The organism is Kribbella sp. (assembly GCF_035655035.1).
In the GTDB taxonomy this organism is placed as follows: domain Bacteria; phylum Actinomycetota; class Actinomycetes; order Propionibacteriales; family Kribbellaceae; genus Kribbella.
Window position 1 is genome coordinate 1 of the sequence record NZ_DASRVN010000696.1, and the last position, 12,680, is coordinate 12,680.

General features: G+C 68.7%; 11 protein-coding genes. 8 read left to right on the forward strand and 3 right to left on the reverse strand.

Annotated features, from left to right (window positions below; all coding sequences use genetic code 11):
- From VFF46_RS36205 to VFF46_RS36215, 3 genes are all read left to right on the forward strand, one after another.
- The coding region (locus VFF46_RS36205; protein ID WP_325041770.1) for a TetR/AcrR family transcriptional regulator at positions 1–587 on the forward strand (587 nt) is incomplete at its 5' end.
- Between the two features lie 110 nt (positions 588–697).
- On the forward strand, positions 698–1,576 hold the full coding sequence (locus tag VFF46_RS36210) for a S1 family peptidase (protein ID WP_325041772.1): 879 nt from the start codon (positions 698–700) through the stop codon (positions 1,574–1,576).
- A 126-nt stretch (positions 1,577–1,702) separates the two neighbouring features.
- Positions 1,703–2,590: a S1 family peptidase gene (locus VFF46_RS36215; RefSeq protein ID WP_325041773.1), complete on the forward strand. Its 888-nt coding sequence runs from the start codon at positions 1,703–1,705 to the stop codon at positions 2,588–2,590.
- 89 nt (positions 2,591–2,679) lie between these two features.
- Here VFF46_RS36215 and rlmB read toward each other — a convergent pair whose 3' ends face one another.
- Positions 2,680–3,642 (reverse strand): 23S rRNA (guanosine(2251)-2'-O)-methyltransferase RlmB, encoded by a 963-nt coding sequence (rlmB, locus tag VFF46_RS36220; protein ID WP_325041774.1) that lies wholly within the window; start codon positions 3,640–3,642, stop codon positions 2,680–2,682.
- A 1-nt stretch (position 3,643) separates the two neighbouring features.
- Positions 3,644–5,092, reverse strand: coding sequence for a cysteine--tRNA ligase (cysS, locus tag VFF46_RS36225; protein WP_325041775.1), 1,449 nt, complete (start codon positions 5,090–5,092; stop codon positions 3,644–3,646).
- A 75-nt stretch (positions 5,093–5,167) separates the two neighbouring features.
- On the opposite strand from cysS, the gene VFF46_RS36230 reads away from it, so the two are divergent.
- The 4 genes from VFF46_RS36230 to VFF46_RS36245 all read left to right on the forward strand — a co-directional run bounded on the left by VFF46_RS36230 (position 5,168) and on the right by VFF46_RS36245 (position 9,316).
- Complete coding sequence (locus VFF46_RS36230; protein ID WP_325041776.1) at positions 5,168–6,442, forward strand: neutral zinc metallopeptidase; 1,275 nt, start codon at positions 5,168–5,170, stop codon at positions 6,440–6,442.
- A 103-nt stretch (positions 6,443–6,545) separates the two neighbouring features.
- The gene (locus VFF46_RS36235; protein ID WP_325041777.1) at positions 6,546–7,364 is read left to right on the forward strand and encodes a lysozyme; all 819 of its coding nucleotides are present in this window, start codon (positions 6,546–6,548) and stop codon (positions 7,362–7,364) included.
- A gap of 31 nt (positions 7,365–7,395) precedes the next feature.
- A complete protein-coding gene (locus tag VFF46_RS36240; protein ID WP_325041778.1) occupies positions 7,396–7,962 on the forward strand; it encodes a GNAT family N-acetyltransferase in 567 nt (188 codons plus the stop codon).
- Positions 7,963–8,023: 61 nt separating this feature from the next.
- A complete protein-coding gene (locus tag VFF46_RS36245) occupies positions 8,024–9,316 on the forward strand; it encodes a C39 family peptidase (RefSeq protein ID WP_325041779.1) in 1,293 nt (430 codons plus the stop codon).
- Positions 9,317–9,368: 52 nt separating this feature from the next.
- Here VFF46_RS36245 and VFF46_RS36250 read toward each other — a convergent pair whose 3' ends face one another.
- Positions 9,369–11,090 (reverse strand): DUF2207 domain-containing protein, encoded by a 1,722-nt coding sequence (locus tag VFF46_RS36250; RefSeq protein ID WP_325041780.1) that lies wholly within the window; start codon positions 11,088–11,090, stop codon positions 9,369–9,371.
- 130 nt (positions 11,091–11,220) lie between these two features.
- Here VFF46_RS36250 and VFF46_RS36255 point away from each other — a divergent pair, with 130 nt between their 5' ends.
- Positions 11,221–12,450 (forward strand): neutral zinc metallopeptidase, encoded by a 1,230-nt coding sequence (locus VFF46_RS36255; protein WP_325041782.1) that lies wholly within the window; start codon positions 11,221–11,223, stop codon positions 12,448–12,450.
- Positions 12,451–12,680 lie beyond the last annotated feature (230 nt).

Consider the following 12,680-nt stretch of genomic DNA (forward strand, 5'->3'; position numbering starts at 1 on the left):
ATATGACAACAGTCGTTCCGGGGCGACGTACCCGCCGGCAGTCCGAGCTGCTCGACCGGCTCCTGTCCCTGTTCCTCGAGCAGGGGTTCAGCCGGTTCACCCTGGACGACCTGGCCGCCGAGCTGCGCTGCAGCAAGACGACCCTGTACGCGCTCGCGCCGAGCAAGGAACAGCTCGCCGTCGAGGTGGTCAAGCACTACTTCAAGAATGCCACCGCGCAGGTGGAGTCCGCGGTCGTCCGGCAGACCCGGCACGACCGGCGGATCGCGGCGTACCTCGGCGCGGTCGCGGACGCGCTCCGGCCGGCCAGCCGGACCTTCCTCGACGACGTCGCGACGTTCGCGCCGGCCCGGTCGGTGTACGAGCGGAACACCCGGATCGCCGCCGAACGGGTCCGGCAGCTGATCGAGGACGGCATCAACCACAAGACGTTCCGGCAGGTCGACATCGCGTTCGCGGCCGAGATGATCGCGCACACCATGCAGGCGATCCAGCGCGGCGACATCGCCCGCCGTACCGGCCTGACCGACGCCGAGGCATACCGCGAACTCGCCTCGTTCGTCCTGCACTCCCTGAGACTCGACTGAGCCCCACACTCCCTGCGACGCGGCTGAACCACGGTCCCCTTAGGGTGGGAAACCGTCCTCTTGCTGCCATCTCGTGCATCAGAGCCGTACGCCCCGGAAGGCTGATGACCATGAAAACTCTGCGACGAACCGCGGCCGTGCTGGCGGCCGCCGCCCTCGCGCTTAGCGCCGCCGCGCCGGCCGGGGCGGATCCGGTGAAGCCACCGCGCCTGTCCGCGAAGGCGATCACCGCCACTCTGAACGACCAGATCCACACCGCGGGTACGGCGTGGATGACGAAGCCGGACGGCACCGTCGTGGTGTCGTACGACTCCACCGTCACCGGTACGACGCTGACCAAGCTGACCGGCCTGACCAAGCAGCTCGGTACCAACGTGCAGATGGAGAAGCTGCCGGGCAAGCTGCAGAAGTACATCAGCGGCGGCATGGCGACGTTCGGCGGCAACTACAAGTGCTCCGTCGGGTTCAACGTGCAGCGGCGCGGGAAGTACTACTTCCTCACCGCCGGTCACTGCGGCGTCGACGCGCACCGCTGGTACCAGGACCAGGCACACAAGATCTTCACCGGCGCGGTGTGGAACGCCACGTACCCGTACCACGACTACTCGCTGGTCGTGTACCGCACCGACATCAAGACCAAGCCGCCGGGCGGCAGCGTGTACCTGTACAACGGCCACTCGCAGGACATCACCAGGGCGCGGAACCCTGGCCTCAACCAGCTGGTGTACCGCTCCGGCGCCACCAGCGGGCTGCACAGCGGCCGGGTCACCGGGCTGAACGCGACCGTGAACTACGGCGACGGCCGCGTGGTCGGCCTGATCCGGACCAGCGTCTGTGCCGAGCCGGGCGACTCGGGCGGCCCGCTGTTCTACCGGCAGTACGCCTTCGGGCTGACCTCCGGTGGTTCGGGTGACTGCACGCAGGGTGGCGTGACGTACTTCCAGCCGATCGTGCAGGCACTGAACGCGTACGGGGTCTCCATCTACTGAGCGCAGGTTTCCCCTACGCTCCGAAGCTGAGAGAATACTCAGAGGGATAGTGGGTAGGACTCGTCACGGTTGAAGCATTGGACGCCCCGCCCCGAAGGCGTCCTCATCGTGAGGAGGCTGAAACCAATGAACCTGTCCCCACTCCGCCGTACCACCGCACTCCTGGCCGCGGCCGGGCTTGCTGTCGCCGGACTTCTGGCGTCACAGGCCTCGGCCGCACCGGTCAACCCGGCCACCCTCTCCGCGGCCGCGATCACGTCCACGCTCAGCGAGGACGCGACGATCCCGGGTACCGCGTGGGAGACCGCGCCCGACGGCCGGATCATCGTGTCGTACGACTCCACCGTCACCGGCGCCAAGCTGGCACAGCTGACCGGTGTGACCAAGCAGTTCGGCAGCCGGATCAAGCTCGAGAAGATGTCCGGCAAGCTGACCAAGTACATCGCCGGCGGCGACGCCATCTACGGCGGGCAGTACCGCTGCTCGCTCGGCTTCAACGTCCGCGACAGCGCGGGGGCGTACTACTTCCTGACCGCGGGCCACTGCGGGAACATCGCGTCGAGTTGGTACTCGAACTCCAGCAAGACCACGCTGCTCGGGACGACCGCCGGGTCGACGTTCCCGGGGAGCGACTACGCCATCGTGAAGTACAGCACGTCGTACACCAACCACCCCGGCGTGGTCGACCTGTACAACGGCAGCACGCAGGACATCACGTCCGCCGGCAACGCCTCGGTGGGGCAGGCGGTCAAGCGCAGCGGTAGCACGACCGGCGTACACAGCGGCACCGTCACCGGTCTGAACGCGACGGTGAACTACGCCGAAGGTACGGTCCGCGGCCTGATCAAGACCACGGTCTGCGCCGAAGGCGGCGACTCCGGAGGTGCCCTGTTCGCCGGCACCGTAGCCCTCGGCCTGACCTCCGGCGGCTCCGGCAACTGCTCCTCCGGCGGCACCACCTACTTCCAGCCCGTCACCGCCGCCCTCTCCCACTACGGAGTCAGCGTCTACTGACCCCACCACCTGCGCCCCGGACCACGGTCCGGGGCACAGTGCTGTCAGGCCGGCGGGAGCGTCGAGGCGGTCGCAGCTCTCGGGACGTGTCAGCCGCGGCGGCGGGAGATTTCGTAGAGGGTGACGCCGGCGGCGATGCCGGCGTTCAGGGACTCGGTGGCGCTGGTCATCGGGATCGAGACGATCAGGTCGCAGTTCTCCCGGACCAGGCGGGCCAGGCCCTTGCCCTCGGAACCGATCACCAGCACGATCGGCTCGGTCGCGGCCTCGAACTCGGGCAGCTCGACGGCGCCGTTCATGTCCAGGCCGATCACCAGCAGCCCGGCGTCCTTGTACGACTTGAGCGCGCGGTTCAGGTTGCCGGCCCGGGCAACCGGGATCCGGGCCGCGGCACCGGCCGAGGTCTTCCACGCCGACGCCGACATGGACGCCGTACGGCGTTCCGGTACGACGACGCCGTGTGCGCCGAACGCGGCCGCCGAACGGGTGATCGCGCCGAGGTTGCGCGGGTCCGTCACACCGTCGAGCGCGACGATCAGCGGCACCTCGCCCGCGTCGTACGCCCGCTGCAGCAGGTCGTCGGGGTGCGCGTACTCGTACGGCGGGATCTGCAGCGCGACACCCTGGTGGGCACCGCCGGCCGTGACCCGGTCCAGCTCGGTCCGCGGCACCTCGAGCACCGAGACGCCGGTCTCGACCGCGACCAGCAGCGCCTCGCGCAGCCGGGCGTCCCGTTCGGTGCCTTCGGCAACGTGCAGCGCGGAGGCCGGGACGCCGGCCCGGAGGGCCTCGACGACCGGGTTCCGCCCGTACACCCACTCGACCGTCGAGTCGGCGTCCTTGCGGGCGGGGCGGCGGCCGCGCTGCTCGCGGTCCTTGGCGCGCTCGGCCGCCTTCGCCCGCTTGTGCGCCGGGTGCTTGACCCGGTCCACCGCCTTCGGCGTCGGGCCCTTGCCCTCGAGACCGCGGCGGACCCGGCCACCGGAACCCGCCGTCGGGTTACCCCGCGGCTTCTTCCGGATAGCTCCCTTGCGCTGGCTGCTGCCTGGCACGTCAGTTTCCTTCGTCAGTAGTTGCAAGCGCCCATCGCGGACCTTGCGGGGTGTCCTCGACGGCGACGCCGAGTGCCTTCAGCCGGTCGCGCACGGCGTCGGCGGCGGCGTAGTCCTTCCGCTCACGGGCGGCCTGGCGCTGCTCGAGCAACGCCTTCACCAGCCCGTCGACGACCTCGGTCAGCTCGTCGCTGCCACCGGTCCGCGACACCCACGGCTCGGCCAGCGGGTCCAGCCCGAGCACCGCGAGCATCCCGCGCACGGCCGCGAGCGTCTCGCGGATCGCGTCGTCGGCGCCCCGCACACTCGGCTCGGCCGCGTCGGACAGCAGCTTGTTGCCGTCCCGCACCAGGTTGTGGATCACCGCGACCGCGGCCGGTGTCCCCAGGTCGTCGTCCATCGCGGCGGTGAAACCGGCCGGCAGCTCCGCGGCGGCGTCCGCGCCACCGGTCACCTCGGTCGCGCGGTGAACGAAGTTCTCCAGGCGCTGGAAGCTCTTCGCGGCCTCCTCGAGCGCCTCGAACGAGAACTCGACGACCGAGCGGTAGTGCGACTGCACGAGGTAGTAGCGCAGCTCGATCGGGCGCACGCGCTCGACCACGTTCCGCACGACGGCGCTGTTGCCCATCGACTTCGACATCTTCTCGCCGGCCGTGGTGACCAGCGCGTTGTGCATCCAGAACCGGGCGAACTTCTGTCCGACAGCGGTCGACTGGGCCAACTCGTTCTCGTGGTGCGGGAACCGCAGGTCCAGCCCGCCGCCGTGGATGTCGAACTCGTCGCCCAGGTACTTCCCGGCCATCGCCGAGCACTCGATGTGCCAGCCCGGGCGGCCGCGGCCCCACGGCGCCGGCCAGGAGGCGGTCCGCGGCGTCGCCTCGGTCCAGCCCTTCCAGAGCGCGAAGTCCCGCGGGTCGCGCTTGCCGCGCGGATCCGCGTCCTCTGCGGCCTCCATGTCGTCGATCTTCTGGTGCGACAAGGCGCCGTACTCCGGCCAGGAGCGGACGTCGAAGTACACGTCACCCGACTCGTCGGGCGCGACGTACGCATGCCCGTCCGCGATCAGCTGCTCGATCAGCTCGAGCATCTCCGGGATGTGCCCGGTGGCGCGCGGCTCGTACGTCGGTGGGCGGCAGCCGAGCACGTCGTACGCCCAGTGCAGCTCGCGCTCGAACTCGTACGCGTGCGCCCACCACGGAACCCCGCGGTCGGCGGACTTGGCGAGGATCTTGTCCTCGATGTCCGTGACGTTCGCGATCACGGTGACCTCGAAGCCGGAGCGCTCCAGCCAGCGGCGCAGGACGTCGAAGACCACTTCCTTGTAGATGTGCCCGACGTGCGGGGCACCCTGCACCGTCAGCCCACAGTGGTAGATCCCGACCTTGCCCGGGTGGACCGGCTCGAAATCCCTCACTGCTGCCGTTTCGGTGTCGTACAAGCGAAGTGTCACCGGTCAAGGGTAACGGGAAGTGGCACCGACCCTTGACAAGATATCCACAGCACATCTCTCGGGAGGACGGGTCAGTTGTCGAACCAAGGGCCGTACGGGCCGCCACCAGGGCAATACCCACCGCCACCACAGCAGTACCCCGGTCCGCCCCAGCAGTACCCGGGCCCGCAACAGCAGCACCCCGGTCCCCAGCAGTACCCGGGTGGACCGCAGCACCCGGGTGGACCGCAGTACCCGGGTGGACCGCAGTACCCGGGTGGGCCGCAGTACCCGGGTGGGCCGCAGTACGGACCGCCGCCCGGCCCGCCGAACTGGGGACCGCCGCCAGGCCCGGGGTTCGGCTTCGCGCCCCCGCCCAGGAAGAAGAGCAAGGCACCGCTGGTCATCATCCCGATCGCGGTGCTGGGCGTGCTGATCGTCGGGTTCGTTGCCGTCACCGCGCTCTTCAAGCATTCCAGCGACGCCAGCTCCACCCCGCCTGAGCCGACGTACTCGACGGCCCCGGTTCCGACGTACTCCCCGACGCACTCCGCGACCCAGCGCCCGGCGACCACGGCGCCGGCCACCCGGACCACCACCACCCAGCCGAGTCAGACGCGCACTACCGCCACCACGCCGTCGGACAACGTCATGGTCACCAAGAACCGGATCTACAAGGCCGGCGTCATGAGGTCGGTGAACTGCCGCGAGCCCGGCGCCCGTCCGACCAGCCTCACGAACGCACGCAAGTACTACGCCACCGTCCTGATCTGCCTGAACCGCTTCTGGCCGGGCCAGGTGCAGGCTGCCGGAGGCCACTTCCGGCCGCCGAACCTGATGATCTTCTCCGGCGCCACGACCAGCCCGTGCGGCGGCGGCACCGGCGCCGGCATCTCGTTCTACTGCCCCACGAACCAGACCATCTACATGGAGGCCGGCACCGACGTCACGTTCTGGCGGAAGAACGGCGGCATCTCGTACCAGAGCGACTGGGTGCGGATGAAGATGGCCGATACGGTGGCGCACGAGTTCGGGCACCACGTACAGAACATGGTCGGCATCCTGGCCGCGTCCTGGAACCTCCGGTACGCGTCGTCGGACACCAAGGCGCTGGAGATCAGCCGCCGCACCGAACTGCAGGCCAGTTGCTTCGGCAACGTCTTCCTGGGCGCCAACCGATCGAGCTTCGGGATCAGCGGCGACAAGAGGTACCAACTGCAGTGGCTGCACTCGCACCAGGGCGACGAGTACGGCGTCCGCCCGGACCACGGCAGCCGCGCGGTGTACCCGCTCTGGACGAACGCCGGATGGAGCAGCCGGAGCCCCTCGTCCTGCAACACCTTCACCGCACCCGCGTCGTACGTACGGTAAATGATCACCGAACGGAAGGTGTAAAGGGTTGATTTTCTCCCATCCTGGGTAAGAAGCCCACCGAGCGCTTTGTCCGCCCCTCATATCGCTCTGGAGGAGAACCGTGAAGTCCGCCCTTTTCACGGGTGCCGCCGTGACCCTTGGCCTGTTGATGGCCTCGGTCGGCTCCGCCCAAGCAAGCAACGCCCACCAGCCCACCGCGCAGGCCCGCCAGCACGGCATCGTCCGTGCCGGTGACGCCTACATGGGCTGGAAGAACAACACGACCACCACAGCCGCCGAGCCGGCCCCGATGTCCACGACCGCCACCGTCGAAGGCATCGACGTGTCCAGCCACCAGGGCAACGTCGACTGGGCCGGGCAGTGGAACGCCGGCCGGCGGTTCGCCTACACGAAGGCGACCGAAGGCAACTACTACACGAGCCCGTACTTCGCCCAGCAGTACAACGGGTCCTACAACGTCGGGATGATCCGCGGCGCCTACCACTTCGCGACGCCGAACGACTCCAGCGGAGCGAACCAGGCGACGTACTTCCTGGCCCACGGTGGTGGCTGGTCCAAGGACGGCAAGACGCTGCCGGGTGCGCTCGACATCGAGTACAACCCGTACGGCGCGACCTGCTACGGGCTGAGCCAGGCCTCGATGGTCAACTGGATCCGGGACTTCGCGTCCACCTACAAGGCCAAGACGGGCCGGGACGTGGTGATCTACTCGACCACCGACTGGTGGACCACCTGCACCGGCAACACCACCGCGTTCAACACGACCAACCCGCTGTGGGTCGCGCGCTACTCGTCCACTGTGGGCACTCTGCCGGGCGGCTGGCCGTTCTACACCATCTGGCAGTACAGCTCGACGCCTATCGACCAGGACCGCTTCAACGGCGACTACACCCGGCTGCAGGCGCTCGCCAACGGCTAAACGGGTTGCGGCGGTCGCATAGTCTCGATCGGTGAGCTACTCGCTGCCGATCGAGACTGACCGCCTGACTCTCCGACGTTACGTCGAGAACGACTACGACGACCTGCTGAAGCTGCAGTCCAACCCGGACGTCACACGCTTCCTGCTGTACGACGTACGGACGCCGGAGCAGGTCAAGGAGGCCCTCACCGGCCGGTTGGCCGATGTCCCGATGGACTCTGACGGTCAAGCGCTCACCGTCGCAGTGATCCTGCGGGACACCGGCCGGCACCTGGGCGAGGTGGTGCTGTTCATGAACAACGTCGAGCAGCGCACCGGCGAGATCGGGTACGTCTTCCACCCGGAGTCGCACGGCCACGGGTACGCCGCGGAGGCCTCGGTCGAGCTGCTGCGCCTCGGGTTCGAGGAGCTCGGCCTGCACCGGATCATCGCCCGGCTGGACGCCCGCAACGACGGGTCCGTGAAGCTGCTGAAGCGCCTCGGCCTGCGCCAGGAGGCGCACTTCGTGAAGAACGAGTACCTGAAGGGCGAGTGGACCGACGAACTTGTCTTCGCGATGCTCTTCGACGAATGGGCGCTCCGCAGCTCGGGTTCGTAAGTTTCTGCCACGGCGCGCCGTCCCGCTGACAGGGACTGCCGCCAGGTCTACCGTCTAGAGCATGACCTCCGCCCGTTCTGTCACCGCCCTGATGCTCGGGGTGGTCGTGCTCAGCGCCGGCACTTTGCCGAGCCAAGCCGTGAAGGTTGCTCCGGCACGTGAGATCGCGTACCGGACCTGGACGTCGACCACGGACTTCCTGGCCGGCGAGCAGTTCGGTACCACCGTCGCCGACGGCGCGCTCACGTTCGGTACCTCCACCGGCACCACGTCGTACGTCGACCCGTTCGGCGACGGCACCGCGAAGTCCTACGACCGGACGAGCTGGGTGTCACCGCAGGTCAGCACCGGCTTCGGGCTGACCGAGCTGGTCGCGTCCTGGAACGCGACCACCCCGCCCGGCACCTGGGTCGAGGTGTCGATGGCCGGGACCACGAACCTCGGCACGACCACCAAGTGGTACGTGCTCGGCCGCTGGTCCGGCGGCGACGACACCGCGGCCGGCGACATCCACCGGACGTCGGTGCCGAGCCAGGGCGACGCCGACGGATCCGTTGCCGTCGACACCTTTCAGGCAGCGACCGGCAAGTGGCTGGACCGCTGGCAACTGAAGGTCACGCTGTACCGGTTGAGCGGTACGACGCAGACCCCCGTGGTCCGCTCCGTCGGCGCGATGGCGTCCCGGCTGCCGTCCGACAACAAGGTTGCCGTCAGCCCCCTCGGCGGCGCGGAAGGCATCACGCTCGACGTACCGACGTACTCGCAGGAGACCCACATCGGCCACTACCCGCAGTGGGACGGCGGCGGTGAGGCCTGGTGCTCGGCGACCTCGACCGCGATGGTGCTCGACTACTGGGGCGCCGGCCCGACGCCGGCCGAGACCGCGTGGGTCGATCCGTCCTACTCGGACCCGCAGGTGGAGCACTCGGCGCGTTCGGTGTTCGACTACTCGTACCACGGCGCGGGCAACTGGCCGTTCAACACGGCGTACGCCGGCTCTCGTGGGCTGGACGCGTTCGTGACGCGGCTGCGGTCGCTGACCGAGGCGGAGCAGTTCATCAAGGCCGGGATCCCGCTGATCGCGTCGCTGTCGTTCAAGAAGGGCGAACTGCCCGGCGCGGGGTACGGGACGAACGGGCACCTGATGGTGATCGTCGGGTTCGACCAGGCCGGCAACGTCGTCGTCAACGACCCGGCGTCCCATCTGATCGCCAGCGACGACCAGGTGCGTACGACGTACGACAGGACCGCGTTCGAGAACGCCTGGGTGCCGCACTCGGGTGGACTGGTCTACGTGGTGCACCCGGCCGGTACGGCGCTGCCGCCGCCTGCTGACCCACAGCACAACTGGTGAGACGACGGAGCCCGCCACGCCGGGGCGGCGTGGCGGGCTCTGTAGCTGACTGCTACCGGTCGAACAGGGCGCCGGTCAGAGTGTTGTTGAGGTTGCGCAGCGAGTCCGGAAGGTACTGCAGGTGCCAGTGGCTCGGTCCGCGGTACCACGGGAAGCCCTCGTCCTCCACGCCCGGTGTGGTGTCAGTGGCAACCAGTGCGTCGATCCAGCGGTCCGAGCCGCCCAGTACGACGGCGTACGGCAGCGCCCGCGAGCAGAGGTCGATTGCCTGGTCCGCCGGGAGTTCGCTGACGTCCATCTCCTGCAGCTCACCGCGGATCGCGGCGACCTGACCCAGGACCCGGCCGGCAGCCGGGGCCTTGGCCGGCATGTAGCGGCCGACCACGAGCAGTCCGACACCGATCAGCGTGATCGCGATCCCCAGCAGGCCCCAGGTCGACAGCAGCGCCAGCAGTACGGTCGCCACCACACCGACCACGGTGGTCCCGATCCCGATCGTCGCCCACAGCGAGCGGGTCCGGTCCGGGCGCTCGGTGAACCAGCCACGCTTCACGACACCGTCGTACAACGCGTCCTGGACCTGCTCGAGGCCCGCGCGGACCTGCTTGCCGAGCTCGGAGACCAGCACCGAGTCGGCGTCCCCGAAGATCGCCCGGATCAGGACGTTCTCGTACCGGTGCAGTTCCTCGGCGGGCGCGTTCGCGACCCGGCGGAGCTCCCAGTCGGCGCGGGCGAACTCGCTGCGCTTGTCCAGCTCGATGATCGTGATGTGGCCACGGACCGCGAGGTCGATGATCGTCGCGGTCACGTCGACCGGGTCGATCCGCTCGTCGATCAGCGTGCCGACCTCGCCCGGGCGCAGGCCGGACGGCGGCGTGAAGTCGATCCGGGCGTCCGTGCCGAGGCTGAACAGCGACGCCGGTACGACGCGCCGCGGGTCCACCTGGTCGCGGCCGCGGAGCCGGTACAGGATGCCGAGCGCGATCGCGCCGAGCAGCAGCACCAGCAGCGCGGTGATCAGCTGCGCGGTGTCGGTCGAGAAGGCGCGCTTGAAGGTGTGCCGGTACTCGACGATCGTGTTCGCCGCGATCTGGTCCTTCGAGAAACCGACGATCATCCGGACCGTGTTGCCCGGCGGCAGCGCGGCCTGCTTGAACGTCGGGCCGGAGGTCTCGCCGATCTGCGCCAGCGAACACGGGACGTTGCTGTTCACCGGGCCGGCGAAACAGGCCACGTGCGTCACGTCCGGGACGCTGAAGATCGTGTTCACCTCCTGCACCGGGATGCTGATCCCGGTCAGCGGCGCGAACTGCACCTCGGTGCCGTCCAGGGTCTTCGACACCGCGCCCTTCACCGTGTACGTGAAGTCGAGCTCCGTCGTACTGCTGGTCACGTCCGGTACGGCGATCGACGTGACGTCACCGTCCGTCTTCTGCTCGGCCTTCTTGTCCTGGCCGCCGGCCTTGACCTGCAGGTCGCCGATCTGCTGGACGTGATCGATGTCGTTGTCCAGGTGGTCACGGGTCACGATGAACCGGGTGAAGGTCCCGTTCACGTTGCTGAGCTTCCAGGTCTCCGAGACCCGGAGCAGGCCGTCACGCTCGACCCGGACCTGACTGTCGTAGTTGGTGACCACCGGGTCGGCGGTCGCGCTGCCGGCGGCCGCCGTACCGCTGCCGGTCGCGGCACCGGTGCCGGTCGCGCCCGCGGGGACAACGGACAGGCCGAGCAGGCCGAGGGCACACAGGGATAGCCCGAGGAGACGTAGACGCATCGCCCAATCACACCGTAGAGAGAGGGTCAGGTTGACACCGGGCACCCTAGCGTCTGGCGGGTGTCAGGTACGCAACGGGGCACCCTGACCGGTGCCGAAGTTGAGCCCGCACTCCGGTAGCGTCTCGGGGGTGTCAGGCAACCAATGGGGACCACCGCCCGGTCAGCAGTACCCACCTCAGCAGCCGCAGCAGCCTTGGCAGCAGGGGCCTGGGTACGGCGGAACACCGCCTCCTGCGAGGCCACCTGGACCTGGTTTCCCAGGGCAACCGTTTCCGGGGCCGTACCACGGGCCGGGACAGCCGCAGCAGCAGTTCGGGTGGGGCGCGGCGCCCGGCGGACCACGGCCGCCCAAGAAGAAGGGCCGCGGCCCGCTGATCGCCGTACTGGTGATTCTTGGTGTGCTGCTGATCGGCGGTACCGCGCTGAAGGCGATCTCGTCGGCGTTGAAGCACGCCAGCTCCCCGACGTCCGAGCCGAGCGTCACGACGACGTACAGCCCGACCCAGCCGACCGAACCGACCGAGGCGCCGTCGACGCGCGGTGAGCCCACCACCACGCAGTCGACCACACAGCCGACCCGCCCCACGGCCAGCCGGCAGACGACCACTAATACGCCGACGACCAAGCCGGGTCCTAGCGACAGCGATCTGGTGGTCAAGAACGCTCTGTACAAAGCCGGTGTGATGTCGTCGGTGCACTGCAGGGAGTCCAGCGCACGGCCGGCCACCGCGGCCGGTGCCAGGGCCAACTACAAGAACCTGCTGGGCTGCCTGAACAAGGCCTGGGCCCCGATGGTCGCCAAGGCCGGCGGGCGGTTCCGAGCGCCGCACGTGATCACGTTCAGCGGGTCGGTGTCGTCGCCGTGCGGTACCCACATGGACTCGAACCCGCCGTTCTTCTGCGGTACCAACGACACCATCTACATGAACCTCACCGAGGACATGGGCAACTACAACCGGTACTCGCAGAGCTACCAGAAGATCTGGGCACGGATGTGGATGCTGCACCAGATGGCCCACGAGTACGGGCACCACGTGCAGAACAACATGGGCATCCTGCAGGCGTACTCACGGATCCGCTACGACCGGCCGAACTACGCCATGGAACTCCAGGACAGCCGGCGCCTCGAACTCCAGGCCTCGTGCTTCTCGGACATCTTCATCGGCGCGAACAAGAACAGCTACCCCGTCACCGGACAGGCGCAGTACCAGTGGCGCTGGCTGATCGGCCACACCACCGACCTGAACAACGACCACGGCGACGCCAACAACCACCAGTACTGGGCCCTGCGCGGCTACAACGCCCGCGACCCCCGCGCCTGCATCACCTGGTCCGCCTCGGCCGCCAAGGTCCAGTGAGAACACGGTCCCATCACTCCTCGGGTCCGACTGGCCGAACTAGCTAGCCTGGTGGGTCCCGGATCGCGCAGAGTATGTGCCGGGGGAGGCGGCTTCGGCGCCCCACCAACGAGCTACACCAAGCAAGGTCGTGAGGAGCATCGATGTCGGACAACCGGAACCAGCCCCCGGGGAACAACCCGGCTGACCCCCAGCCGGACCCCCCACAGGAGCCCGTTCCCACCCACCCC